Annotated in this window: 24 protein-coding genes; 11 read left to right on the forward strand and 13 right to left on the reverse strand. The window is 71.9% G+C overall.

Features of this window, described 5'->3' with window-relative positions; translation table 11 throughout:
• The first annotated feature begins 11 nt into the window (after nt 1–11).
• Entirely contained in the window at nt 12–494 is a 483-nt protein-coding gene (locus VF329_02515) for a peptidylprolyl isomerase (GenBank protein HEX7079870.1), read from the forward strand.
• A gap of 81 nt (nt 495–575) precedes the next feature.
• Here VF329_02515 and VF329_02520 read toward each other — a convergent pair whose 3' ends face one another.
• The 4 genes from VF329_02520 to VF329_02535 form a co-directional block, all read right to left on the reverse strand.
• Nucleotides 576–1,364 (reverse strand): Mut7-C RNAse domain-containing protein, encoded by a 789-nt coding sequence (locus VF329_02520; GenBank protein HEX7079871.1) that lies wholly within the window; start codon nt 1,362–1,364, stop codon nt 576–578.
• Nucleotides 1,361–2,194 carry a 23S rRNA (adenine(2030)-N(6))-methyltransferase RlmJ gene (gene rlmJ / locus VF329_02525; GenBank protein HEX7079872.1) on the reverse strand — a complete coding sequence of 278 codons (834 nt, stop codon included), beginning with the start codon at nt 2,192–2,194 and terminating at the stop codon, nt 1,361–1,363. Before rlmJ ends, VF329_02520 begins: the two co-directional genes overlap by 4 nt.
• Before the next feature lie 153 nt (nt 2,195–2,347).
• A complete protein-coding gene (locus tag VF329_02530; protein HEX7079873.1) occupies nt 2,348–2,482 on the reverse strand; it encodes an entericidin A/B family lipoprotein in 135 nt (44 codons plus the stop codon).
• Nucleotides 2,483–2,648: 166 nt separating this feature from the next.
• Complete coding sequence (locus tag VF329_02535) at nt 2,649–3,563, reverse strand: GGDEF domain-containing response regulator (GenBank protein ID HEX7079874.1); 915 nt, start codon at nt 3,561–3,563, stop codon at nt 2,649–2,651.
• A gap of 159 nt (nt 3,564–3,722) precedes the next feature.
• Here VF329_02535 and VF329_02540 point away from each other — a divergent pair, with 159 nt between their 5' ends.
• Complete coding sequence (locus VF329_02540; protein ID HEX7079875.1) at nt 3,723–4,190, forward strand: hypothetical protein; 468 nt, start codon at nt 3,723–3,725, stop codon at nt 4,188–4,190.
• A 22-nt stretch (nt 4,191–4,212) separates the two neighbouring features.
• Here VF329_02540 and VF329_02545 read toward each other — a convergent pair whose 3' ends face one another.
• Together VF329_02545 and VF329_02550 are read right to left on the reverse strand one after the other, a co-directional pair.
• Nucleotides 4,213–5,472, reverse strand: a complete 1,260-nt coding sequence (locus VF329_02545) for a porin (protein HEX7079876.1) — start codon at nt 5,470–5,472, stop codon at nt 4,213–4,215.
• 1 nt (nt 5,473) lies between these two features.
• Entirely contained in the window at nt 5,474–5,800 is a 327-nt protein-coding gene (locus VF329_02550) for a hypothetical protein (GenBank protein HEX7079877.1), read from the reverse strand.
• 338 nt (nt 5,801–6,138) lie between these two features.
• On the opposite strand from VF329_02550, the gene VF329_02555 reads away from it, so the two are divergent.
• Both VF329_02555 and VF329_02560 read left to right on the forward strand, forming a co-directional pair.
• Nucleotides 6,139–8,589 (forward strand): prolyl oligopeptidase family serine peptidase, encoded by a 2,451-nt coding sequence (locus VF329_02555; protein HEX7079878.1) that lies wholly within the window; start codon nt 6,139–6,141, stop codon nt 8,587–8,589.
• A 283-nt stretch (nt 8,590–8,872) separates the two neighbouring features.
• On the forward strand, nt 8,873–9,679 hold the full coding sequence (locus VF329_02560) for a creatininase family protein (GenBank protein HEX7079879.1): 807 nt from the start codon (nt 8,873–8,875) through the stop codon (nt 9,677–9,679).
• Nucleotides 9,680–9,692: 13 nt separating this feature from the next.
• Here VF329_02560 and ribA read toward each other — a convergent pair whose 3' ends face one another.
• Nucleotides 9,693–10,841 (reverse strand): GTP cyclohydrolase II, encoded by a 1,149-nt coding sequence (ribA, locus tag VF329_02565; GenBank protein ID HEX7079880.1) that lies wholly within the window; start codon nt 10,839–10,841, stop codon nt 9,693–9,695.
• A 4-nt stretch (nt 10,842–10,845) separates the two neighbouring features.
• Here ribA and VF329_02570 point away from each other — a divergent pair, with 4 nt between their 5' ends.
• Nucleotides 10,846–11,925, forward strand: a complete 1,080-nt coding sequence (locus tag VF329_02570; GenBank protein HEX7079881.1) for a RibD family protein — start codon at nt 10,846–10,848, stop codon at nt 11,923–11,925.
• A gap of 31 nt (nt 11,926–11,956) precedes the next feature.
• Here the strand turns inward: VF329_02570 and VF329_02575 are convergent, their stop codons facing one another.
• From VF329_02575 to VF329_02590, 4 genes are read right to left on the reverse strand one after another with little or no spacing between them, the layout of a single operon-like run.
• Nucleotides 11,957–12,832, reverse strand: a complete 876-nt coding sequence (locus tag VF329_02575; protein ID HEX7079882.1) for a class I SAM-dependent methyltransferase — start codon at nt 12,830–12,832, stop codon at nt 11,957–11,959.
• A gap of 40 nt (nt 12,833–12,872) precedes the next feature.
• Complete coding sequence (locus VF329_02580; protein ID HEX7079883.1) at nt 12,873–14,027, reverse strand: glycosyltransferase family 4 protein; 1,155 nt, start codon at nt 14,025–14,027, stop codon at nt 12,873–12,875.
• Between the two features lie 3 nt (nt 14,028–14,030).
• Entirely contained in the window at nt 14,031–14,447 is a 417-nt protein-coding gene (locus tag VF329_02585) for a 6-carboxytetrahydropterin synthase (protein ID HEX7079884.1), read from the reverse strand.
• A gap of 2 nt (nt 14,448–14,449) precedes the next feature.
• Nucleotides 14,450–15,448: a zinc-binding alcohol dehydrogenase gene (locus VF329_02590; GenBank protein ID HEX7079885.1), complete on the reverse strand. Its 999-nt coding sequence runs from the start codon at nt 15,446–15,448 to the stop codon at nt 14,450–14,452.
• Between the two features lie 123 nt (nt 15,449–15,571).
• Here VF329_02590 and VF329_02595 point away from each other — a divergent pair, with 123 nt between their 5' ends.
• On the forward strand, nt 15,572–16,318 hold the full coding sequence (locus VF329_02595) for a CDP-alcohol phosphatidyltransferase family protein (GenBank protein ID HEX7079886.1): 747 nt from the start codon (nt 15,572–15,574) through the stop codon (nt 16,316–16,318).
• Nucleotides 16,319–16,337: 19 nt separating this feature from the next.
• Nucleotides 16,338–18,008: a sulfatase-like hydrolase/transferase gene (locus VF329_02600; protein ID HEX7079887.1), complete on the forward strand. Its 1,671-nt coding sequence runs from the start codon at nt 16,338–16,340 to the stop codon at nt 18,006–18,008.
• A 68-nt stretch (nt 18,009–18,076) separates the two neighbouring features.
• Here the strand turns inward: VF329_02600 and VF329_02605 are convergent, their stop codons facing one another.
• Nucleotides 18,077–18,844: a sulfite exporter TauE/SafE family protein gene (locus VF329_02605; GenBank protein ID HEX7079888.1), complete on the reverse strand. Its 768-nt coding sequence runs from the start codon at nt 18,842–18,844 to the stop codon at nt 18,077–18,079.
• Between the two features lie 227 nt (nt 18,845–19,071).
• Here VF329_02605 and VF329_02610 point away from each other — a divergent pair, with 227 nt between their 5' ends.
• Nucleotides 19,072–20,082, forward strand: coding sequence for a hypothetical protein (locus VF329_02610; protein HEX7079889.1), 1,011 nt, complete (start codon nt 19,072–19,074; stop codon nt 20,080–20,082).
• Between the two features lie 124 nt (nt 20,083–20,206).
• Here VF329_02610 and VF329_02615 read toward each other — a convergent pair whose 3' ends face one another.
• Nucleotides 20,207–22,555, reverse strand: coding sequence for a penicillin acylase family protein (locus tag VF329_02615; protein ID HEX7079890.1), 2,349 nt, complete (start codon nt 22,553–22,555; stop codon nt 20,207–20,209).
• Nucleotides 22,556–22,723: 168 nt separating this feature from the next.
• On the opposite strand from VF329_02615, the gene VF329_02620 reads away from it, so the two are divergent.
• The 3 genes from VF329_02620 to VF329_02630 all read left to right on the forward strand — a co-directional run bounded on the left by VF329_02620 (nt 22,724) and on the right by VF329_02630 (nt 25,693).
• The gene (locus VF329_02620; GenBank protein HEX7079891.1) at nt 22,724–23,590 is read left to right on the forward strand and encodes a PDZ domain-containing protein; all 867 of its coding nucleotides are present in this window, start codon (nt 22,724–22,726) and stop codon (nt 23,588–23,590) included.
• 154 nt (nt 23,591–23,744) lie between these two features.
• Complete coding sequence (locus VF329_02625; GenBank protein HEX7079892.1) at nt 23,745–24,719, forward strand: MoxR family ATPase; 975 nt, start codon at nt 23,745–23,747, stop codon at nt 24,717–24,719.
• A complete protein-coding gene (locus VF329_02630) occupies nt 24,716–25,693 on the forward strand; it encodes a DUF58 domain-containing protein (GenBank protein HEX7079893.1) in 978 nt (325 codons plus the stop codon). Before VF329_02625 ends, VF329_02630 begins: the two co-directional genes overlap by 4 nt.
• Nucleotides 25,694–25,697 lie beyond the last annotated feature (4 nt).

Below are 25,697 nucleotides of genomic sequence, written 5' to 3' on the forward strand. Positions count from 1 at the left end.
CGAGTCGATCCATGGAAATAGGCTTGAACAAGGTCGTCACGCTCCACTACAAGCTGACGGACGCGGAAGGCACGTTCGAGGAGAGCTCCGAGGAGCGCGGGCCGATCGCCTATCTTCACGGCCGCGGCAACATCGTGCCGGGCCTCGAGGCGCAGCTTCGCGGCAAGCGCGCGGGCGACGCGCTGACGGTCACGGTCCCGCCCGAGGACGCGTACGGCGAGCGCCGTTCGGACGCGGTGCAGCGCGTGCCGATCAAGCACCTCGTGCGGCCCGGCAAGCTCGGGGTCGGCAAGGTGGTGACGGTCAACACGGACTCCGGCTATCGCACGGCCACCGTGCTGAAGGTCGGCCGTTTCAACGTCGACCTCGATTTCAATCATCCGCTGGCCGGCAAGACGCTCGTGTTCGACGTGAAGATCGTGGACGTGCGCGACGCGACCCGCGAGGAGATCGCGCACGGCCACGCTCACGGGCCGGGCGGCGCGCACGGCTGAGCGGGCTCGAGAGGCACGAGGGCGAGGGCTTCCACGGCGTCGGCGCGCGTTTCACGCCTCGCCGTGCGACCGGCGGCCGCCTCAGCTGCGCGCCGGTCCCGCTTCGAGCGCGCTTCGCACGATCGCGTCGAGCCGCGCGCGATGCGATCCCGACCAATAGACGCGCCCGCATCTGCCGCAGCGCACGAACTCCCGATGAGCGGCGTGAACCCGTGCGGGCACGAGCGGTTTCGCGGCCTCGCGCGACAGCGGCTCGAGAAGACCGTTGCATTCGAGGCAGCGCGTGTACGGCCGCACACGGCGCGCGAGATCGAGCGCGCGCACGAGCTCCTCGAACTGCTCGCGCGGATCGACGGCTCGCAGCCAGTAGCCGTGCGTCACGCGTCCGTCCCGGAGGATGCCGCGGTCGCGCGTCAGGATGATCCTGTGCTCGCGGGCGGCGATCGCGATGATCTCGTCGTCGCCGAGATCGTTGCGCCAGACGGTATCGAAGCCGACGAGGCGCAGATACCGCGCGAGCGTGCCGAGATGAACGTCCGCGACGAAGCGCGTGACGCGCAACGGCTCCGGCCGCAAGCGGGTGAGCCCGGCGACGTCGAGCGTTTCGAACGCCGGGTAGACGGCGACGCGGGCGCCGGCCGGAACGGGATCGTCGAACGCGGCCGAGCGACCGTCGACGAGAATCAGATCCACCTCCGTGTGCGGCACGCCGAGCGCTTCGATCGCGTCCTTCAGCGACGGCGACCCGGTGTACCGGTAAGAGAACGAGCGCTGTCTCCGGGCCTGCGGCAGGAAGTCGTTGAGCTCCGCGTAGAAGCGGAACTCGGCCGCGTGAATCGGCGCGGCGTGCAAGTCCTCGCCGACGCTCATTGCGGTGCGAGCCACCTTGCGCGGTGCGTCCCGGCCCCGCCCGCGAGGACGCGATCGAGCCAGGGCAGCAGTCGCTCGAGCTCGGCGTCCACTCCGAACGGCAGGTTCGCAATGACGAGGCCCGATCCGCGTAGGCCGGATGCCGCCGGGGAGATCTCGAGCTCGACCTCGAAGAGCCGCGGCAGCGGCAGCGCACGCAGCGCGCGGGCGAGCTTTGCGGCGGCGGGCTTGTCGATCAGTGGGTACCACACCGCGTAGACGCCGATCGCCCAGCGGCGGTGCGCGGCGCCGAGCGCGTCGGGCACGCGGACGAAATCATCCCGGGTCTCGTACGAAGGATCGACCAGGACGACGCCGCGCCGCTCCGGCGGCGGCACGACGGCGACGAGGCCTTCGAGGGCGTCGCGCCGGTGAACGTGAGCTTGGCGGTCGCGGCGAAACCGCGTGGCAAGCGCGGCGAAGGCTTGCGGATGAAGCTCGAACAGCTCGAGGTGATCCTGCGGCCGGAGCAACGCACGCGCGATTGGCGGCGAGCCGGGGTAACGGCGCAGCTCGCCGTTCTCGTTGAAGGCTTCGACGACCTCGAGGTAGCGCGCGATCTCGGGCGGCCGCGCGCGCTGCGCGAGCACGCGCGCGATCCCGCCCTCGTGCTCGCGTCGGTGCAGCGCGCGCTCGTCGTCGAGATCGTACACGCCCGAACCGGCATGCGTGTCGATGACGCGGAGCGGCGCGGGCTTCCTCTGCAGCGCACCGATCAGCAGCGTCAGCACGCAATGCTTCAGCACATCGGCGTGATTGCCGGCGTGATATTCGTGTTGGTAGCTCAGCACATCCCGCCCCGCTACGCGTACGGGCGGGACGGTAATCGGTCGGCGAGTCGCCGGGCAAGCGCGCCGGACCGCGGGGACCGGTCACGCCGCCCTTGCGCAACATTTATAGGGCGCGATTATAGGGCGCGATCCCGGGAGGGCTCGCCCGCCCGCTCAGTTGCGCTCGTCCGCCTCGTCTTCGATCGCATCGCCGGCCGCTTCGACATCCTCGCCCACGCCCTCGACCGTGTTGCACGCCGCGATGCCGAGCGTCATGGCTGCGAAGCTCGCAATTGCGAGACGGTGCATCAATTTTTCCAACGTCATCTCTCGCTCCATCCCTGACCTTGAATGACGGCCGCCCGGCGCGCCTCTCCGCGGTCCGCGACCGGCCAGGACGGGCGAGTGCAACTTCCATGCCACGCGATTTTTGGATTACCGGCGCCGTCCGCGCCGCGGCGCACGAAGCGCGGCGTCAATTCCGGTGGCCGCCGTTGCCGTGCGACGGCGCGTAGAAGCAGAACTGCTTTTTTCCCTTACGCTTCGCCACGTACATCGCCTTGTCCGCAAGCTCGAGCAGGGTCTCGGAGCTGTCGGCCTGATCGGGGAATACCGCAACGCCGATGCTCGTCGAGACCGGCACGCAGCGCCCGTTCACTTTCAGCTCGTAGCTCGTCGTCTCGCTCGCTTTCTTCGCCGCCGCGGCCGCGTCCTCGCGGCTGCGCAGCCCCTCGAGGATCAGGACGAACTCGTCTCCGCCGATGCGGCCGATGCTGTCCCCGGCGCGCGCGACGGCGGAGAGGCGCGCGGCGATGTCCTTCAGGACGAGATCGCCGGCCTGGTGGCCGTAGCCGTCGTTGATCTGCTTGAAGTCGTCGATGTCGATGATCATGACGGCGCCGCGATACACGCTGCGGGTCGCGTGGCTGATCGCCTTCGCGAGCTGCCTGTAGAGCTCCGCGCGATTGAGCACGCCCGTCAGCGCGTCGAAGCACGCCTGGCGGCGGAGCGCGGTTTCCTGCCGATGGCGCTCCACGGCGAGCTGCAGCACCTGGTGGATCCGCTGCACGGACGTGTTGCCTTTTTGCAGGAAATCCTGAACGCCGATCCTGACCAGCTCGAGAGCCACGGCCTCGAAGTCCTTTCCCGTGAGTGCGACCAGGGGCAGGTCGGGGGCGACACGGCGAAGTGTGACCGCCGCGTCACACCCGTCGGCGTCAGGCAGCGTGAGATCGATCAAGGCGACCTCGAGAGGCTCGTCCCGCACGACCCGCTCGGCGTCCTTGAGCTGCGTGACGCGGCGGATTTCGTAGCTCTCGTCGAGGTACGTCAGTGCCTCCGCGAGCGACGCGGCGGCATCGACGTTGTCCTCCAGCAATAACAGGCGCACCGAGCAAAGTGGGGCTTCATTTTCCGCTCGCGGAGCAAGAATCGTACCAGGCGTGTGGCGCGCGCGAGACGGCCCGCGGCGGCGAGATGAGCCGCTCGTTCGCTCCCCGGGGAACGGGGTCGGGCGCTGTCCGTGTATGACTCAGGGAGACCGACAAGGGTGGATTGGATGAGCATGTTCGGGATTTGCGCGATGGTCGCCGTTCCTGTCCGTGAAGGCATACCGGGGTGGCCCCTCGAGTGGGTGTCGGGCAGCGGACGCTACTCAGGGAAGACGGAGTCGCTGGTGTTGATCCGCTCCACGGCGATGTCCGTGGAGCCCGGCAAGAAGAGTCTGCTGCTGACGGCCAGGGACCGAAGAAGGCGCGCTTGGTCGAGCGTGCTCACGCTCGAGAGCGGACCTCTGCTCGATGCGTTCGAAGCAGAGCTCGCGCGCAGCGCGAACGTCCCGCTCCGCGAGATCGGCGACGCGATCCTCGATCCGCAACAGTTTCTCGTAAACAAAAGTCTGGATGCTGCGATTGTCTCAAAAAAATTAGAAACCGCCAATCCGCGGCGTCGAGCCCGTGCACGCGCGCGCGATTCCTCGGTGCAGGATGTCGCTCCACGCCCCTCACAATCTGTGTAAACGCCCCCGGGGGCGCGACCGCTCAGAGAGCGTATTGAAGGCGCAGGGTCAGGACGTCGAGGCCGTCGGCCTCGATCGGCAGCGCGCTCGATGCATCGGTATCGGTCACGCGCGTCCAGTCGAGCATCATTCTGACATTCGTGTTCGCGTACCAGCTCGCGCCGATCGTGAACGTCCTCTCGCTTCCGCCGGCGAGCCCGCCGTCGTTCAGGTCGATCGAGGCGGTCCGCGCGGCGAGCTCCCAGGAGCGCGCGAAGCCGGGAGCAGAGCTCGGGTTCCGAAACTCTCCGGCGCCGATGTCGTAGGCGCCGGCCGGCGTGGCGCCCCCGAGGCTGAGCGTGACCGCGGCATGCCATGCCGTGAACGTCGCGTCGGCGCCCGTTCCCTCGAGCCTTGCGCGCGTGTGCTCCGCCGCGACGGAGAAAGGGCCTGCGGCAAACGCGACCTCGGGCCCGAGCAGGGTCACGGTTTCGGCGGACGGGATCGGCCCGGTGTCGACGACGTGCACGCCGGAGGAAGGTGTCGTCTCCGCGCGAATCCGCACGGCGTCGTCCGGCTCGCGGCGCGCGGCGCGGAAGCCGAGATGCAGCACGCGGCGCCCGTCGAGAATCGGCGCATGGACGAAGCGGCCGCTCGCCCCCCAGCCGGACTCCCGATCGCCGGTCGATCCGCCGAACACCCCGGCCGCGGCGAACCAGCGCTTGCCGGCGGCGTCGGCGCGCACGCCGATCGCACGATCGACGAAGGGCGCGAGCAACGCGTTGTCGATGCCGCGCTCGACGAAAGGCAGGTCGTTCGAGCTCATTTCGAGCGCGAGGCTGTAGGGCTGCTTCTGCTGGCCGGCCGTCACCGCGACCCGTGTCCAGCCGTGATAGCCGAGCGAGAAGTCCTTGACGGCGACCGCGTCGCCGGCGAAGTCGGTCTCGGCCGTCCAGCGCCAATCGCGCTCGAGCCGTCCGCCGAGCGCGATTCGAGCACGTCGGATCCGCGCGCCGTCGTCGGCCCCGCCAGCGAGGCTGCCGTGCCGGACCCAATCGGCATGCAGGCGTCCGCCGATCTCGAGCGAGAAGTCGCCGTCCGGGGACAGGATCTCGACGCCGTCCCGGCCGACCGACACGAGCGCGGGCCGCCCGGCCGTCCCGCCGGCTTCGGCGTTGGCGGCGGACGGGCCGTCCGCCGCGGTTTCGGGAAGCGCGGGGGGCGAGGCGCTCTCGCCGGCCGCCGCGGCGAGCGGCGCGGCGAGGACGAGGGCGACGACCGATGAGCCTGGCGTGAGATGCATTTCATGAGTCCTCGAGCCGAATCCCGGCCCGCTTCGGGGAGCGTTCCGGAAGCCACCCGGACGAGCCTATGGCCGGACCTGTGACGGACGCATGACGGCGCCGAGCGGCGCGCATCGGCCGAGCGGCGGCGGCCGGGCCGCGAGCGACGCCGGCGGCCGCGCCTGCCTGGAAGCTGACGCCGACCGCGGTGATCATTCCGGCGGTGGTGATCACGCGCGCCGCGGTCATCGTGCCGAGCGCCGCGGTCATCGTGCCGAGCGCGTAGTCGGCGTCGCCGTCACGGGTCGGGGCGGCGTTCGGCGCGAGGTTGTCGCCCGGCTTCACCACGCCGAGCTGCCAGACCGAGGCCGCCTTGGTCCCAGGCCTCGCTGCGGGCCCGCCTGTCCTCGCCGGAACGGCCGCCCGGCGGCCCGCGCTCGCCGCATTTCGAGCCCTGGCGGGGCGTTGCGAAGCACATTGGAATTTCGGTCGCATTTTTTGCAACCGAATTCCAATTTCTGGGTCGATAGATGTTAGTATCCCCGTCGGAATCCTGATGCCGTGCCGCGGGTTCGCCGCGCAAGTCTTTGGGGGGGCGGAGAATACTTCGGGCTAGAAGCGCGTCGGCGCGGCCGATTGCGGACGCCGCGTGCGCAGCTCGACGACGAACGGAGGCCAGTACTCACGTGGTCGGAGAAGGCACCAAGACGCGCGGCCCGTTGCGTCGCTTCGCCCATGCGGCGGGCGGGCACGGCGGGTTCCGCAGCCTCGCACGACGGCTCCTGCGGGCCGCCGCAGCCGCCGCGTGCCTCGGTGCCGCCATCGGGGCGCAGGCGGCCGAGCTTCCGCCGGACGTGCTGCGCCTGCTCGATGCGCCGCCGCTGCCGAACCTCGCCGAGGGGCCCCGCCACCACTACGCGCTCCTCGTGCACGAGCGCGAGCTCGTCTCCTCCGAGCACCTCGCGAAACCGGTGGTCTCGGTCGTCGGCCTGAAGGTCGACCCGCGCACCTACGGGCGGCATGCTCCGATCGCCTATTACGGCCTGACGCTGGTCGACCTCGCCACCGGCCGGCAAACGCCGCTCGACGTGCCCGACGGCGCCGTGCTCGGCTTTCCGATGTGGGCGGCGGACGGCTCCCATTTCGCGTTCACGGCCACGGTGGCCGACGGCATCGAGCTCTGGGTCGGCGATCCGGTCGAGGGAACCGTGCGCCGGCTCGTCGGGCCGACGCTGAACGGCACGCTGAGCGCCCCGTGCACGTGGATGCCGGACAATCGCCACGTGCTCTGCCGCCTGATCAACGGCGAGAAGCGAAAAGTCGTCGTGCCGACCGCCGACGCGTTGTTCCGACTCACGGCGCCGACGACGATGCAGGCGCTTTCCCAGCACCAGGCGCTCGATCAGTGGACGATCCGCCACCTGATCGAGGCGAACCTGACGATGATCGACGTCGAGACCGGCGAGCGCCGCAAGATCGGCGGGCCGGCCGCGATCGAGGACGTCGAGCCGGCGCCGAGCGGCGCGTTCCTGCTCGTCTCGAGGATGCTGCCGCCGTACCCGCAGGTTTCGGGCGTCACCGAGCCGCTGCGGACCGTCGAGGTCTGGGACCGCTTCGGCCGCGTCGTGAAGACCTTCGCGGCGGCAGGCACGCAGCCGAATGCGCCGCGGGCCATGCAGTGGCATGCATCGATGCCGGCCACGCTCGTCTGGGTCCAGCGCTACGACGGCGGGGACCGGATCGTGATGCAGGGCGCGCCGTATATCGAGCAACCGCGGGAGCTGTTCCGTACTCAGCATTCCTACGCGGGTCTCGAGTGGCTCGAGGGCACCGGGGACGTGCTCGTCTCGGAATACGACTCCCTGCGCCGACTCCGCCGCCACTGGCTCGTTCCGAGCGACGGCGGCGATCCGCGGCTCGTCGCGGAGAGCAGCGTCGACGCGGCGTTTTCGAGGTTCGGCCGGCCGATGCTGAAGATCAATCCGTGGGGCAAGGAGGTCGTCGCCGTGCACGACAACGGCATCTTCCTCCGCGGTCATGTTGCGACGGAAGGCGGCGTTCACGCGTACCTCGACTACATGCGGCTCGATACCCTCCAGACCGAGCGCTTGTGGGAGTCCGACGGCAAGGCGAACGAGGGGATCGTGGGCATGCTGGCCCCCGACGGCAGCGTGCTGATCACGCGCCGCGAGACGTCGCGGGAGCCGCCGAACTATTTCGTTCGCAGCCCGGGCGGCATGCGTGCGTTGACGCATTACGATCATCCGGCGCCCGGGCTGAAGGACGCCCGGCGCATCCCGCTGCGGTTCGAGCGTCCCGACGGCCTCGGGCTCTCGGCGAACCTCTACCTGCCTGCCGCGCACGAGTCGGCCGGCCCTCTGCCGCTGATCATCTGGGCCTATCCACGGGTCTACGGCGAGGACACGCAGGCGATCCAGCCGGTGACCGCAGAGCAGTTCCCGGACTTCGAACGTGCCTTCAAGCTGTTCTACCTGCTCAAGGGCTACGCGGTGCTCGACGAGGTGTCGATGCCGGTGATCGGCTCGGCGGCGACCGCGAACGACACGTTCATCGAGCAGATCGTGACGAACGCGTATGCGACGATCGAGGCGGCGGCGGCCACCGGCTTCATCGATCGCGACCGCGTCGGCGTCGCGGGCCACAGCTACGGCGCGTTCATGGTCGCGAACCTCCTCGCGCACTCCGACCTCTTCAGGGCCGGCGTCGCGCTGAGCGGTGCGTATAACCGGACCCTCACGCCTTTCGGCTTCCAGACCGAGAGGCGGTCGCTGTGGGAGGCCCGCGATACCTATCTCGCGATGTCGCCGTTCCTGTACTCGAACCGGATCCAGGAACCGATCCTGCTCGTGCACGGGCTGCTCGACGAGAATGCCGGCACGCCGCCGATCCAGTCGATCCAGTTCTACGAGGCGATCCGCCACAACGGCGGCGACGCCGAGATCCTGCTGCTGCCTCGGGAGGGGCACTCGTACCGCGGCCGCGAATCGGTTCTGGCCACGGCCGCGGCGATGCTCGAGTTCTTCGACGAGCATTTGAAGGGTGACGACGTTCGGGTGCCGCCGGGCACGCTGCGCGCGTCGACGGCGGCGACCGAGCAGGTGAAGCTCGCGCGCTGACGCGCGACAGCGGGACGGCAGAGCGAGCACGTCCTTGTGCTCTTGAGCTGTTCGTCCTAGCTGATCAGCATGACTCCGATACCCACGGTCTCACGTTAGCCGGCCGCCCGGGACGGTCAACCTGTCTGCCCGCGGCGACATCGGGACCGCCGCCCGGGGCGTCGTCGTCCCCGGCGCGGATGACGGCAGCCGCGCCGCTGTGCGAGCATCGCTTCGAGTCACGGGCGATGCCTCGCGCTCGGCGTTCGGGGCCGGGCGTCGCGAGGTTCGGGCGGAGGCGGCATTGGCGAGCGGCTACTGGCAGGATCTGACGTCCCGCGATCTCGCGGAGATCGACCCCGAGTCCACGATCGGCGTGCTGCCGGTCGCCGCGATCGAGCAGCACGGCCCGCATCTCCCGCTCGCGACCGATGCGCTGATCGCGGCGGCGATCGTGCGGGCCGCCCTCGAGCGCATCCCGCACGGCGTGTCGCTGCTCGCGCTGCCCGGCGTCCCGATCGGCCACAGCCCGGAGCACGCCGCGTTTCCCGGCACGCTCACGGCGCGCGCGGAGACGCTGCTCGCGCTGTGGACCGAGGTCGCCGCCAGCGCGGCGCGCACGGGGTTGCGCAAGCTCGTCATCCTGAACGCTCACGGCGGGCAGCGCAGCCTCGTCGACGTCGCGGCGGTGCGGCTCCGCGCGATGCACGGGCTCCTCGTCGTCCGTGCGAGCTATTTCTCGCTCGGTGCGCCGCCGGGACTGTTCGACGACCGGGAGCTCCGCTACGGTCTCCACGGCGGCGACGTCGAGACGTCGCTGATGCTCCATCTCCATCCCGATCTCGTGCGCATGCATCTCGCCCGCGACTTCGCGGGCTTGCCCGAGCAGCTCGCGGCCGAGCGTCGCGTGCTCGGGGCCGAGAAGCCGGCCGGAATCGGCTGGATGAGCCAGGACCTCCACCCGGAAGGAGTCTGCGGAAACGCGGCCGCCGCGACTGCGGCCAAGGGCAAGGCCTATCTCGACCACGTCGCCGAGCGCATGGCGACGCTGATCGCCGAGGTCGCGGCGACGCCGCTCGCGCTCCTGCGCCGCGGCCCGTTGGACGACTGAGCGCGGCGGAGGATCAGGCCTCCGACTCGTCGGCCAGGTGGCCGGCGCGTTCCCGCTTGGCCCTCAGATAGCGCTCGTTGTGCGAGTTCGTCCGGCCGACGAGCGGCAGGCGGCCGGCGACGTGAATGCCGTGCGCGGCGAGCGCGGCGATCTTTTGCGGGTTGTTCGTCAGCAGCCGGACGCGCGAGACGCCGAGGGCTTGCAGCACCGCCGCGGCCACGTCGTAGTTGCGCTCGTCGGCGAGAAAGCCGAGGTGGCGGTCCGCGTCGATCGTGTCGAGGCCGTCGTCCTGCAACGCGTACGCCCGGAGCTTGTTCGCCAGGCCGATTCCGCGCCCTTCCTGGTCGAGGTACAACAGCACGCCGCCGCCGAGTTCGGCGATCCGGCGAACCGCGGTGCGGAGCTGCTCGCCGCAGTCGCAGCGAAGGCTGCCGAGGAGATCGCCGGTCAGGCACGCCGAATGCAGCCGGACCGGCACCGGCTCGGCGAGGTTCGGCTCGCCGATGATCACCGCAACGTGCTCGCCCAAGCGGTGCTCGTCGCGGAACAGCGCAAGCTCGCAGTGGACCGCGTCGGCGAGCGGCACGCGCGACTGCCCGATCTGCTTCAAGCTGTGCCGCGCGAAGCGCGCCTGGCTCTCGATGTCGTCGACGTCGAGCGACAGCAGGGACGCGTCGGGCGGAGCGTCGGACTCGATCGCGACGAGCGCCGGCAGCAAGCGGCCGGCCTTCGCGAGCTTGAAGCCGGCGGCGGCGAGCGGACCGCAGCGCGGCGCGTGCTCGACGCTCGCGAGCCGCAGATCGGGCTGCCCGGGGCTCGCGCCCGCGAGCGCCCGCAGATACTCGATCTGAGCACCCGGCGGCAGCGCGACCGCGACCGGCCCGCGCGCGTTGCCGGCAATGCCGATCGAATGCGCCCGCTCCTCGGTCAGCAGCACGATCAGCCGGCGTCCGGTGAATTCCAGCCGGCGGACGAGCGGCGCCTGCGCGGTCTCCGCGGCGGCCGTCACGAGCCCCGCGGGCGCGCCGCTCGTGCTCCGCCCGGCGATGTGAATCGCCCGCCCGCGGCGCATCTCGCCGACCGCTCGGTCGATCCCGAGCGCCGCCGGATCGCCGTTGATTTCGCGCGCGCGCCGCACGTCTTGCCTTCGGTATTCGCTCACCGTAGTGCTAGGATACCAACAACCCGCGCCGTCACGGCCGCAACCTCTCGCTGATACCCGCCACGGAGCCGAGCCTCTGTCCGTTCGCCGCCCTACCTCGAGCGAGTCGCCGACGCCGTCCGCGTCGGGGGAGGCGGGCGCGGCGGACGCCGCGCCGGCCGCGGTCCGCGAAGCCTGGAGCCTGCTCCTCGCGCTGCGCGACGCGCGCCTCGACGGCACGGCGCGCGGCTACGCGATCGGCGCCGACGGGCACGCCGCGGAGGTGTCCGCGGACGACGGCCGATGCATGGTCGTGCGCGACGACGGAAATTGGCGGCCGGCCGACGCGCTCGCGCCGGCGGCCCGCGCGCTGCTCGATCTCTATCTGCCCGTCTGCCGCGCGTCGGCCGGCCGGCCGTTCACGGTCGCGCACCTCGGGCAAAGCCTCGACGGCTACATCGCGACCGACTCCGGCGACTCGTATTACGTGACGGGTCCGGACAACGTGCTGCATCTGCACCGGATGCGCGCCCTTTGCGGGGCCGTCGTCGTCGGTGCGGAGACGATCTCGATGGACGACCCGCGCCTCACCGTGCGGCTCGCGAGCGGGCCGAATCCGCTTCGCGTCGTGCTCGATCCGCGCCGCCGCCTCGCCGCGCACTACCGCGTCTTCGCCGACGGCGAGGCGCCGACGCTGCTGATCTCCGCCGAGGACCGCGTCGAGCAGGAGGGCGCCCGGCACGGCCGAGCCGAGGTCGTCGGCATCCCGGCGCCGGCGGGCCGGCTCGCGCTCGACGTGCTCCTCGACGTGCTGCGCCGGCGCGGGGTCCACTCGGTGTTCGTCGAAGGCGGCGGGGCCACGGTCTCGCATTTTCTGCAGGCCGACCTCCTCGACCGGCTGCAGATCGCGGTGGCGCCGCTCGTGACGGGTCACGGCCGCCCCGGCATTCGCCTCGTCGCGCGCCATCACTTGAGCGAGTGCCTGCGCCCGGCGCACCGCGTCTTCCGTATGGGCGCCGACATCCTGTTCGACTGCGATCTCCGCGGCACGGCCGACGAGCCTGCGAAGCCCGGAGACGCCGCCGGCCTGACGCGCGTGCTTTGATCCTCGGCCCCGGAACCCGGGGCCGGGCCGGTCACGGAAGGTAGCCGGCGACGTCGGTGTGCCCGACGACGATTCGCAGGCGCCCGGCGGCGAGATCCGCGTGCCGGCGCCGCTGCCACCGATCGAGCGCGTCCGCCTCGTCCGGTGCCGCCTCCCGTGCCGCGCTGAGCCAGCCGTCGACGAGCGCGCGCTGAAGGGCGGCGTGCTCCGGGCCGAGCCGCCAGTCGGAACGCGACGACGACATGACGTAGCCCTCGCCCGCGAAGCAATCGAGCGCCGCGGCCGGAGCCGACGGGCCGAGCGCCGGGCCGAAGCCTTTGTCGCGGCGTTGATGTCTATTGACGAGAGCGCGGAGGCGCGCGTCGCCGTCGTCGGCGGGCTCTAGATCGATCCGCCCGTCATAGGTCAACGCGAACAGGACCGCGGCCTTCGCCTTCGCGCAGCGCGCGGCGAGCGCGCGCAGCCAGCGCTCCGACACGAGATCGAGCAGCGCCGACGCCGTGACGAGACTTCCGCGCGGGAGCTCCGGGGCGACGACGTGCGCGAGGTCGACGGCGACCGTCGCGACCCGGCACTCGAGCTCCGGGCCGCGGAGCACGAAGCCCGGCGCGCTCTCGCCGCCCGCGTCCTCGACCGCGATCCCGTGCGCCGCGGCCCACTCGGCCGTCGCCGAGCGGGCGAGCGCGAGCAGGTGCGGGTCGTCGTCGGCCAGCGTCCAGCGCTGGCGGCGCGCGATCCACGGGCCGAGAAAGCGCAGGTTCGCGCCGGTGCCGGCTCCGAGATCGACCACGTCGAGGGCGTCGTGCTCGCGGTTCGCGCCGACGGCCTCGACCGGGGGCAAGGCGGAGCGGGCCGCGCGGTCCGCGGCCTCCCGCTGGGCCAGCCACTCCGCCGCGAAGCCGCTCATCGGATCCGGGCCCCTGGAGGGGCGGAATCGGAGGCCGCGCTCACGGCCGCGCCCGTGCCGGTTCCGGCGCGTCGGCCAGATCGGCGATCGCGGCCGCGAAGCGCGCCGCCGCATCCGCCCAGGTCGGCAGACGCTCCCCGGCGGCCCGCGCGCCGGCGGCGAGCCGCGCGCGGAGCCCCGCGTCGTCGAGCAGCGCGCGCAGCGCGTCCGTCAGGGCCGCGCGGTCGCCCGGCGGAACGAGGAGCGCCGCCTCCCGCGGCACCGTCGCCGGAATCGCGCCGGCGGTCGTGCTGACGACGGGCAGGCCGTGCGCAAGCGCTTCGGCAAGCGCCATGCCGTAGCCCTCGAGGTACGACGGCAGGACGAACGCGTCGGCTTCCGCGTAGCACGCCTCGAGCCGGTCGGCCGGCATCTCGCCGTGCACGACGATGCGCCCCTCGAGCCCGAGCCGCTCGATCCGTTCGCACACGGCGCGGGCGGTCGCGGGCTCGCGGGTTACGCTGCCGACGCAGTCGAGTCGCCACGGGCGGTCCTCGAGTGCCGCGAGCGCGTCGAGCAGGAGCGCATGCCCTTTCCGCTCGGTCAGCGTCGCGACGCACAGCAGACGCACGGGGCGCGGCTCCGCGGCGGAGCCGTGACGCGCGCCCGGCTCGACGCCGCCCTGTTTCGCCAGGGGGCCCGCGCCGTTGGGCGGCCGGGCGGGCTCCGCCGGGCGAGACGGCCGGTCGGTCCCGGGCTCCACGACCCGGATGCGATCGGGCGGAACGCCGTCGTCGGCCAGGCGGCGCGCGGTCCAGCGGCTCGTCACGACGACTCGCTCGGCCGCCGCGAGCGCCGCGCGTTCCGCGCGCCGGCAGCTCGAGCGAAGCTCCGGCGAAAGCGACGTCTCGTCCGCGACCGGATGATGCACGAGCGCGACGATCCGCAGCCGCTTCGCGGCGGCCGCGAGTGGCTCGGCGAGGCCCGGCAGCGCGAGGCCGTCGACGATCACGGCGCGTGCGGCCGGGATCGCGGCGAGCGTCCGCTCGGCCGCCGCGACGGCCGCCGCCGTCGGCCGCGGAAAGCTCGCGTCGAGCGCGAGCACCCGGACCGCCCAGCCCCGGGCGCCAAGCCCTTCGACGATGCGCCGGTCGTAGAGGTACCCGCCGGTCGGCGTGGCCGGGTCGCCGGGCACGAGGAGGTCGGCGGCGGCCAAACGCTACGCTCCCGCCGAATCGACGAGACGGCCTTCGTACGACGCCCACGCCGCATGCGACTCGTGCAGCGTGACCCGCAGCGAATGCAGCGACCGCGCGCCGGGGCCGAGCGCTCCGGCGCGAATCCGCTCGGCGAGGCGCTCGAAGACGACCCACGCGAGGAACTCGGTCGTCGTGTTCCGGCCCGCGAAGGCGGGCTCGTCGTCGAGGTTGCGGTAATCGAGATCGGCGAGCACCGCACGGAGCGCGTCGCCGGCCTTGCCGATGTCGACGACGAGGCCGTCGGTGTCGAGCTCGCCGCGGCGAAACTCGGCGTCGACGACGTACGTCGCCCCGTGCAGCCGCTGTGCAGGCCCGAACACTTCGCCCCGGAAGCTGTGCGCGATCATGAAATGGCTGCGGACCGTCACGCTGAACATGGTCACCTCCCGGCCGCGTAGCGGATCCGATGACACAGCGCGCCGGCCGGCGAGCGGCTGAGCTCGCTCATCACGGCCGGCAGCGACTCGAACGGGCTCTCGCCGGTGATCAGCGCGTCGAGGCGCGGGTCGCGCAGCAGCTCGAGCGCGAGCGCGAGGCGCTGCGCCGGCGTCCGGCGGGCGCGCCGGCGCATGGCGACGGTGCCGACCTGGGACGAGACGAGCGCCAGCCGGCGGCTGTGGAAGGCCTCGCCGAGCGGCGCGGCGACGGGCCCGGCGCCGTACCAGCTGAGCTCGACGACCTTCGCCTCGAACGCGGCGAGCCCGAGCGCGACCGTGAGGCCGCCGGCAGTGCCGCTCGCGTGAATCACGACGTCGGCGTCGCCGGCAGCCTCGTCGGGCGAGGCGAAGCGCACGCCGAGCGCGGCCGCCGCCGCGGCCTTGCCGCCGTCGATGTCGACGAGCTCCACCGCGCAGCCCCGGATGCCGGCAGCGAGCCAGGCCGCAAGGCAGCCGACGGTCCCCGCGCCGACGACGGCGATCCGGTCGCCGATGACGGGTGCGGCATCCCAGAGCCCGTTCACCGCCGTCTCGAGGTTCGCCGCGAGCACGGCCCGCTCGGGCGGCACGCCGTCCGGCAGCGGATGCACGGCCGCGGCCGGCACGACGAATCGAGTCTGGTGCGGGTGGAGGCAGAAGACCGTGCGGCCCTCGAGAGCGGACGGTCCCGCCTCGACACGGCCGACGCTTGCGTAGCCGTACTTGACCGGCCCCGGGAAATCGCCGTTTTGGAACGGGGCCCTCATTCGCCCATGCTCCGACGGCGGCACGCGCCCTTCGAAGACCAAGACCTCGGTTCCCCGGCTGATGCCGGAGTACAGCGTCTCGACGAGCACCTCCTCCGTGCCCGGCGCCCGCAGCGCCTCGGCTCGGATTTCGCCGCGCCCGGGCGCCGCGACCCAGAACGCGCGTGCTTCGCCGCCGGGCGCCTTCGTCGTCATCTCTTCTCGGGCTCGCTTCGGAACGAATCGGTAGCAGGCAGGAGGGCCGAGCGGCGCGAGGCTCGCCGCTCGACGCACGGCGATACTTGCAAGCGGCCCTCGAACATGCAAGCGTTTCCGCGCATGTACGCCCGCTCATCCGTCGCGTTCGACGCTCTTCGCCGGCTTCACGATGCCGTCGTCGCCGTGGCGTTGCTGACGGCCGTCCTCGCCGTCGTCGCCGTGGTCGCGCAACGCGGCTTCGCGTTGCGCGGCCTGTACGTGCCGCTGGTCCTCGCGGCCTTTCTCGCCGGCGCCGTCGTCGCGCTGCTCACGGCCGCCCGGCAGCTGCACGGAACCTTCGGTGCGGCCAACCACGTGACGCTCGCGCGCGGCGCGCTGACGTCGCTCGTCGGCGGGCTCCTCGTCGCCGAGAGCTCGACGCCGGTCCTGTGGTTCGCGATCGCCGTCGCGGGCGCGGCGCTCGCGCTCGACGGCCTCGATGGATCGCTCGCACGGCGTCGAGGCGTCGTCACTGCGTTCGGCGCCCGCTTCGACATGGAGACGGATGCGCTCACGATTCTCGTGCTCGCGGCGCTCGTCTGGCGATTCGGCAAGGCGGACGCATGGGTGCTGCTGATCGGTCTGATGCGCTACGCCTTCGTCGCGGCCGGCAGCCGCCTGCCGTGGATGCGCGCGCCGCTGCCGCCGAGCCGGCGCCGGCAAACGGTGTGCGTCCTGCAGGTCGCGGCGCTGCTGCTGTGCCTCGCGCCGTTCACGTCGCCGGCCCGAAGCACGGTGCTCGCGGCGGCCGCGCTCGCGGCGCTCGTCGCGTCGTTCGCGATCGACACCGCCTGGCTCGCCCGCCGAGCCGCTTCGGCCCGCGTCTGATCGCGGCCGAGCGGAGCCGGTGATCCGATCCGCGATGAGCTGGGCCGGCCTCGCCGCCGCGCTGGCGCTGCTCGATTTCGCGCTCACGTTCGACAACGTCTGGCCGACCCTCTGGATCGTCCCGCGAGCTTCGCTGTCGATCGAGATCGCGCTGCTCGTGCTCGGGCTCGCCGCGGCCGGGGCGATCGGGCGGGGTCCGTCGCGTCGCGTCGTGACGGTGCTCGCGGCCGTGCTCTGTGCGATGGCGGTCGGGCGTTACGCCGAGGTGACGACGGCGGCGCTGTACGGTCGGCCGATCCATCTCTATTTCGACGCACCGCATGTTCCGCACGTCGCCGCGATGCTCGCGAAGGTCGCGGCCCCCTGGCAGCTCGGCGCCGGCTTCGCCGTGGCTGCCGTGCTCGTCGCGGCGGTGTTCCTCGGTTTGCGGCGCGCGATCGGGCGCGTCGCGGCCGCCGCCTCGGCGCCGGAAGAGCGGCGCGTGCTCTTTGTTTCCGCGGCCGCGGTCGCCGCGCTCTACGCGCTCGTCCGCGCCGGCCTGCCGCTCCCGGATCCGTTCTCCTCGCCCGTCACCGGCACTTGGGCCCGGCAGGTTCGGCTCTTCGCCGACGCGATGGCCGCGGACCGCGAAGGCCGGCTGCTGCCGCCGCCGGTCGATTTCGGCGACGGTCCGCTGCCGGCCGTTCGCGGCGCCGACGTCGTCGTCGCGTTCGTCGAGTCGTACGGCGCGGTGGGCTTCGACCGGCCGGACATCGCGGCCGCGGTGACGGATGCCCGCCGCCGGCTGGCGGACGCCGTCGCCGGCACCGGCCGGCAGGCCGTGTCCGCGTTCGTCGAGTCGCCGACGTTCGCCGGCGCGTCGTGGCTCGCGCATGCGAGCTTTCTGTCCGGGCTTCGCGTCGACAACGGCGGCGCTTACGAAACGCTGCTCGCGCGAGGCGGCGACACGTTCGCCGCGCGGCTCGAGCGGAGCGGCTACCGCACCGTCGCCGTGATGCCGGGGCTGCGCGAGAGCTGGCCGGAGGGCGACGCCTTCGGCTTCGACACGATCGCGGACGCCGAGGCGCTCGATTGGCGGGGGCCCGAGTTCGGCTGGTGGCGTATCCCGGATCAGTACGTGCTCGGGAAGCTCGACGATCTCGGCGTCGGCGACGGCCGCGGACCGGCGTCGTTCGTGCTGCTCGCGACGATCAGCACGCACGTGCCGTTTCGGCCGACGCCGCCCTATCAGCCGGACTGGTCCCGTCTCGAGACCGGCCGTCCTTACGACGAGGCGCCGCTCGGCGCGAGCCTCGCCGCGCGGCCCGAATGGCTGAACCTCGGGCCGGCCTACGCCGATTCGCTCCGCTATGCGTACGACGTGTGGGCCGGCTTTCTGGCCGAGCATGCCGGCGACGACCTGGTGCTGATCCTGCTCGGCGATCATCAGCCCGCCGCGAGCGTCGCCGGCCGCGGCGCGCGTCGGGACGTGCCGATGCACGTGATCACGAGCCGCCCCGCGATCCTCGCGTCGCTCCGCGACGCCGGGTTCACGCCCGGTCTCGAGCCGCGCGGGTCGGCGATCGCCGAGATGCACCGGATTCCGGAGTTGCTGCTCGACGCGTTCGCGGCGGAAGCTTCGGTCGCGGCGCCGCGGAAGCCGCCGCCCGCGCCGGATCTTCCGCCGGCTTACGCTCCCGGCGGCCCCTGAGCGGCGCACGCGCCGCGAGCCGTGCCGGCGACGAGCAGGCTCGCGTGCCTCCGTATTCGCGCGGGCGCCTACCCGCCGCCGGCGCCGCCGAGCAGCGCGGCGGCGGACACGACGAGGATCGCGATCAGCACCCACCGGACGAACGGCGCGCCGCGGGCGACCGCGAGATGCGCGGCCGTCCATGCGCCGGCCGCGCTGCCGCCGGCGAGGAGCGCGCCCACACCCCACCGGACCTGATCGTTCACGACGAACACGGCGAGCGCCGCGAACGTGAACACGAGCACGATCAGATTCTTCACGGCGTTGCCGCCGACGAGGTCGTAGCCGGCACCGAGCACGAGGCCCGCGAGCAGAAAGATGCCGACGCCGGCTTGAATGAACCCGCCGTACACGCCGATCGCGAAAAAGAGCGGAACCTGAATCCACGCGCTCGCTTCGCGTCCCGTCGCATGGCTCTGGAGCCAGCGGCCGGGACGCAGCAGCACGACGGCGAGCATCACGAGCATCAGCACGCCGATCGTGCGCCGGAGCAGCACCTCGTCGAGGTCGACGGCGAGAGCGGCGCCGACGCCGGCACCGAGCACGGCGGGGACGACGAGCTTCACGGTCCCGACGACGTCGAGCGCGCCCCGCCGGCGGAAGGTCGCCACGGAGACGATCGACTGAACGACGATGCCCACCCGGTTCGTGCCGTTCGCGACGTTCGCCGGCAGCCCGAGAAGGATCAGCAGCGGGAGCGTGATCAGCGAGCCGCTGCCGGCGAGCGTGTTGATGAATCCCGACGCGAAGCCGACGACGGGGACGGCGACGAGGAACAGAAAGTCCGTTTGCTCCATCGCGTGGCCGTCTCCGTCGCCTGCGCCGCGCACGTCGCGGCCGACCCGGACTCTACGGTGCGCGCGGCCGCGTGACCAGTGCGGCGCGAGGCCGCGAAGCATCCGCCGCGGCAATGGCCGCGCATCGCGGCGCGCGGCAGCGGGAGCGCGCAACGCGGGCGAAAGCGCTCCGCGAGGTGTTACCATCGCTGCGATACTTCAAGAAAACGCAACGGGAGGTGATCGCTATGGCCCTCAGACCAGTCGCCGTCGCCGCCGTGGCGGCCTTGATCGTCGGCTGCACCGACGAGCCCGAGCCCACGAGCCCCGCCACCGAGCCCGAAGCCGAGTCGCCCCCGCCGGTCGCCTCTCCTCAGGCCGCCTCTCCGCAGGCCGAGCCGCCGGAGGCCGGCGAAATCCCCGAGATGATCGTCATGGAGCGCGGCGGCGTGATCCCGGAGGGCATCGAGTACGATCGGACGAACGCCCGCTTTCTCGTCGGCTCCCTCGCCGAAGGCACCGTGTTCGAGGTCGGCAACGACGGCAGTCTCACCCCGTTCGTGATGGACGAGCAGCTCGTCTCGTCCGTCGGCATCGAGGTCGACGAGGAACGCAACCGCCTGCTCGTCGCGAACTCCGACAGTGCCGTCTTCCAGGGGCAGGGGCCGGGACAGGCGATGCTCGGCATCTACGATCTCACCACGGGCGAGCAAACCGCGATGGTGGATCTCACGCAGGCGCTCGGCGAGCTGCCGGAAGACGCCGCGTTCTTCGCGAACGACGTCGCGGTGGGCGACGACGGCACTGCGTACGTGACCGACACGCGGATGAACGTCGTCTACAGCGTCGCGATGGACGGGACGGCGTCGGTGCTCCATCGCTTCGAGCCGGAGACGCAGCCGAACGGCATCGTCTACGACGACGGCGGTTTCCTGCTGGTCGTCGCCGCCACCGGCCTCCACAAGATCCCGGTCGACGCTCCGGACACGGCGAGCACCGTGATGCTGGCCGAGCCGCTCGAGGGTGGCGACGGGATGGTGTGGACCGACGACGGGCGCCTCGCGGTCGTCAGCAACAGCCAGAGCCGCGTCATCGCGTTGACCAGCAACGACGACTGGGCGACTGCGGAAGTCGCGGCCGTGGGGCCGTTCGAAGGGCAGGGCACGACCGCGGCCGTCGCCGACGGCGACGTCTACGTCGTGAAGCCGCACTTCCAGGACCAGGAGCCGCCGTCGATCGAGCGGGTCACGTTCCAGTAGCGCCCAAAAAGGTGTCCGCCCAAAAAGGTGTCAGACACCTTTTCCAAAAAAATCGTGTCTGACACCTTTTTTCCGCGACACCCTTTTTCCGCGACGACCAAAATCACGCCGGACGCCTTTTCGATCAGTCCGCTGATCGGGGCGGCAGAAGCCGGTACTCGTCCACCGTCTCGCCGGCGAGAAAGGGCGTCGGCGCGCCGTCGACCCAGTCCTTCTGAAGATCTCGAAAGTGCGGCGACAGGAAGTGGCCGCTCTGACCTTCGGGCATCTCGAGAATCCCGTTCTCCGGCGCCGACGGAGAGACGGCCATTCTCATCACGGCGCCGCGGCGCGGCTCTGCGACGCGCAGCGTGACGGCCGCGCCGGGCTGCGGTACCGGCGGCAGCCGAAACAGGTTTCCGACCAGCGGCAACGCCGAGAACGGATGGCCCACGTCCAGGCGATTCGCGTCGCCCCACGCGGTTTCCGGGCCGAGCCCGGCGGGCGCATGCTCGAGCGCTTGGATTGCATCGACGACGACGTCGCGCAGGAACGCATCCCAGTCGTCGAAGCCTTCCGGCAACCAATCGAGCGGGCGCTCCTCGAGGAGCCGCCGCATCGGCTCGTCGGACAGCGGCCAACGATAGACGAAGGCGGGATCCGCCGCGCGCACGGGCGCGAGCAGCGGCGCGAGCACGCGCTCCCGCAGCGCCCGGTAGCAAACGTACACGAGCCTGAAGCCGACCTCGGTCGCGTCTGCGCGTCCGTTCCAGTCCGCGATCCGTTGCCTCGCCGCCGCGAGCACGGGGTCGGGCTCGGCCTCGTCGAGCACGCGGAGCGCGACGTCGCGCACGATGTCGTAGGCCTCCGCGCGCGTGTCGAGCTGCATCGCGAGAAAGTCGCGCTCCGCGAAGCGCGGACGCGCGGCCAGCAGATCGGCGATGCGGTGCGCGCGGAACGGCGCCATCCACGCGCGGCCGAGCGCTTCGGCTTTCGCGGCGCCCAATGCGCGGTTGTTCGCGTTGAACAGCGCACCGCTTTCCGGCGCGACGATCGACGGAGGCTCGCGATAGCCGATCCAGGCCCGAGCGCCGTCCGCCCACGACTCGGGCACCGACCCGTCGAAGCCCGTGCGGATCGGCAGCGGGCCGGTCGTGATCCAGCCGATGTCGCCGTCTGCGTCGGCCAGCACGTAGCTCAACGACGGCCCGGCCCAGCCGGACAACGTTTCCACCGCTTCCCCGACCGAGTCCGCGAGCATCAGCCGCAGCACGTCGAGATCGACGCCGCCCGGCTCGAGCCACGTCGCGTGCAGCACGAGCGGGCGCCCGAGCCAATCGCGGGCGACGACTGGACCCCACCGGGTCGAAGCGACCTCGACGACGACGGGCTCGTCGCGGCCGCGCACGACGATCTCCTCGCGCTCGATTCGAAACGGCTCGATGCCTTCCGGGACGCGGTACGCGCGATCGCCGTCGGCCGTCTCGACGACGACCCAGTCGCTCTGGTCCGCGTAGCTCACGGTCACGCCGTACGCGATGCGGTCGGTCGCGCCGACGAGGATCCCGGGCACGCCCGGGATGCCGAGGCCTCGGGCGACTCGGCCGCCCCAATAGAGCTCGGCGCGGTGGAAGACGTTCGGCAGGCGCAGCGTGAGGTGCGTGTCGTTCGCGACGATCGCGGTCCCGCTCGCGGAGCGCTCCGCGGCGACGGCCCATTGGTTCGACGCCGCGGCGGCGAGCGGCGGTGCGACGAGCGTACCGGACGGCGGCGCCGGCGCGCCGGGCTCGAGCGATGCCGCCCGAGGGACCGGCAGCGGCGCGTAGCCGCCGGTCGGATCCGGCGAGCCGATCGCGTCGAGCGGACGATCGAAGCGCGACATCGCGGGCGTCAGGAACGCGTACACGTCGTCCGGCAGGGTCGCCCGCATCACGCCTTGCGAGCGCTCGTAGCGGTGATTCTCGGAAAGCATCGTATAGAACGCGTAGACGACGAGGAGCGAGTCCTCGAGGGTCCACGGCTCGGGCTCCGCGCGGAGCACCCAATACTCGGGGGGCCGGCTGCCGAGATCCTCGAGGCCCGCGTTGACGCCCTCGACGTACGCCGCGAGCCAAGCGCGCTGCTCGGCGGGCAGCGATGCCGCGAGCGCTCGCGCGCGCTCGCGGTATCGAAAACGGCGCCGCTCGCGGTCCCGGTCGAGCGCGATCTCGCCGAACAGCTCCGCGAGCTCCCCGGCCGCGTCGCGGCGCGTCAAGTCCATCTGAAAGAAGCGCTCCTGCGCGTGCACGAAGCCTTGCGCGCGGAACGCGTCGGCGAGCGTCGCGGCCCGAATGCGCGGGATCGCGTGCGCGTCGAGCTCGATCGTCACGGGCGCGGACAGACCGCGGACCTCCGCGGCGCCGTCGCGGCGGGGAAGCGACGCCGTCAACGTCGCGGCGACGGTGCCGGCCACGGCCAGCAGGACGGCGAGGAGCAAGAGGAGCGGCTTCTTCATGAGCGTGGGCAATGCGGCACGGACGGCGGTCGGCGCGGGGCACGGCGCCCGCCGACGCGCCCCGGCCCCGCCCTTTGCATCGGCAACGCCCGGCAGCATACTTGACGCGGCCGCGGCTCGCGCGGCCGCAGCGCGCCATTGGCGGCACCACGGCGGCGGAGCGCTCACATGCCTTCGACGACGCTGAAGACCCTCGCCTTTCTGGCCGCGGGGCTCGCGGCGGGCTTCGCCATTGCCACATGGCTCCCGCCGGGACGGGGGGCGGCCGCCCCCGGGGCTACAGCCGACCCTGCCGCCGACGCCTCGCTCCGGGAGCGCGTCGCCGCGCTCGAGCGCCGCCTCGGCGAAGAAGCGGAACGCCGCGCCGCGCTCGAGGCCGAGGTCGGCGTGCTGCGCGAAGCGCTCCGGCAGCCGAGCGGTTCGGCACGGAGCGCTGCCGATCGCGAGCAGATATTCCTCGACGACGCGTTCGACGCCGCCGACGGCGGCGGCGAAGCCGGAGAGGATCGAAGCCTCGGCAGCGAGCGGCGCTTCCGGAACGGACCGACGCAGGCCGAGGTCCAGCAACGGCGCATCGACCGCCTGGTCGAAGCCGGCTTCACGCCGGACCGCGCGGCGTGGATCGATCGCCGCGCGGCAGAGCTCCTGGTGCAGGCGCTGCAGCTCCAATACGACGCGTCGCGCAACGGCGAGGACACGGACTTCTCGCCGGACGACGCGCTTCGGGCCGAGCTCGGCGACGACGAGTACGAGCGCTACCTCGAGGCGCTCGGGAGACCAACCCGGGTCCGCGTCGGCCGCGTGCTGCCGACCTCGCCCGCGGAGCGCGCGGGGCTTCTCCCGGGCGACGAGGTCGTGGCCTACGCCGGTCGCCGCGTCTTCGACATTCGCGAGCTGAACCGCTTCACGCTCGAAGGCCGGCCGGGCGAAACCGTCGTCCTCGACGTCCTTCGCGACGGTCAGCCGATTCAGCTCTACCTGCCGCGCGGCCCGCTCGGCATCACACCCGGCGGCCGCTTCGTCCGCGGCCGCTGACTTCGTCGGCTCGAGCCTTCCACGCGCTCTCGAGGGAAGCCCCGGCCGCGAGCTCGAAGCGCTCGGGCCTACGCGCGCCGCCCGGGTCGCCGTCCCGCCGCGTGTGCCGTGTCGGCCCAACCGCTAAAATGAGCCGCTTTAGCCGGATTTCCGAATGTCGCTCCAGCAGAAATTCCTACGTCTCGAATCTCATTTGAAGACGCTCGTGGTCGGGCAGGAGCGGCTTTTGAACCGCATGCTGATCGCGCTGCTCTGCGACGGCCACCTGCTCGTCGAGGGCGCGCCGGGGCTTGCGAAGACGCGCGCGATCAAGGTGCTGAGCCACAACGTCGAAGGCGACTTCCATCGTCTTCAGTTCACGCCCGATTTACTGCCGGCGGATTTGACGGGCACGGAAATTTATCGTCCGCAGGACGGCTCGTTCGTGTTCCGCGAGGGTCCGCTGTTCCACAACCTCGTGCTGGCCGACGAGGTGAACCGCGCGCCGGCGAAGGTGCAGTCCGCCCTGCTCGAGGCGATGGCCGAGCGGCAGATCACGGTCGGCTCCGTCACGTACCCGCTGCCGAAGCTGTTCATGGTGATGGCGACGCAGAACCCGATCGAGCAGGAAGGCACGTACCCGCTCCCCGAGGCGCAGCTCGACCGCTTTCTGCTGCACGTGCTGGTCGGCTATCCCGACGCGGCCGGAGAGCGCGCGATCCTCGCGCTGAACCGCGCGGAGAGCCGCCACTCCACCGGCGACCGCGAGCTTTTCCGCGCCGCGAATCCGCTGACGCAGGAAGAAGTCCTGGCCGCGCGCCTCGAGGTGCTCGATCTGCATCTCGCCGAGCCGCTCGAGGAGTACATCGTGCAGATCGTGCTCGCGACCCGCGATCCCGCGCGCTACGGCGACGATCTCGCCGGCGTGCTGCAGTACGGCGCGAGCCCGCGCGCGACGATCGCGCTCGATCGATGCGCCCGGGCCCGCGCGTGGCTCGCGGGCCGCGACTTCGTCACGCCGGAAGACATCCAAGACGTCGCGCACGACATCCTCCGGCACCGCATTCTGCTCAGCTTCGAGGCCGAGGCCGCCGGGCGCGCTCCGGACGAGATCGTCGACACGCTCCTCGGGAGGATCGGCGTGCCGTGATCGGCGTCGCCGCCAAGCGGGCCCCGGCCGGGCGGTTGCCGCCATCCGGCGAGCCGTCGGCGGCGCCGGACCGCGTGACGCTCGATCGCCTGATCCGGCTGAAGGCGGCGGGCGAGACCCTGACGCTCGCGACGCCGCGCGTGCGCGCGCTCGCCGCGGGCGGGCACCTCTCCGCGTTCAAGGGCCGCGGCGTCGAGTTCGACGAGTCGCGCCCTTACCAGCCCGGCGACGACCTGCGCACGATGGATTGGCGCGTGACGGCGCGCACCGGCAAGCCGCATACGAAGGTCTTTCGCGAGGAGCGCAATCGCCCGGTCATCGTCTGGCTCGATCTTCGCGCGCCGATGCTGTTCGGAACGCGGGGGGTGTACAAGGCCGTGCGCGCGGCCGAGGCCGCGGCGCTCGTCGCCTGGAGCGCGATCGGGAACGGAGATCGTCTCGGGGGGCTCGTATTCTCGGAGACCGAGCACCACGAGCGCCGGCCGCGCCTCGGCCGGCGCGCCGCGCTGACGCTGCTCCAGCTCATCGCGGAAAACGGCTTCTGGTCGCCGGCCGCTTCCGCCGACGCGGCCTCGAGCGGCGCGGCGGATCACGCGCTAGTCCGACTCACGCGCGTCGCGCGCCCGGGCAGCCTGGCCTTTCTGTTCTCCGACTTCCATGCGCTCGGCGACGACGCCGACCGCCACCTGCGCCAGCTCGCGAGCCATGGCGACGTGTTCCTCGTGCACTGCTTCGACCCGGTCGAGGCTGAACTTCCGCCGCCCGGCCGCTATCGAATCCTGGTCGGCGGCCGGTCGGTCTCGATCGACACGTCGGATCAGGCGCTGCGTGCCCGCTACAGGCGGCAATTCGAAGCGCGGCGGGCGCGGCTCGGCGCGCTCGCGCGGGTGCCGGGCATCCACGTGATCGATTGCGCGACGTCCGACGACCCGCGAGCAGTGCTGGCACAACGATTCAAGAGCCGCCCGGCATGAGACG

It is taken from the genome of Gammaproteobacteria bacterium (genome assembly GCA_036381015.1).
GTDB lineage: Bacteria > Pseudomonadota > Gammaproteobacteria > Steroidobacterales > Rariloculaceae > ZC4RG20.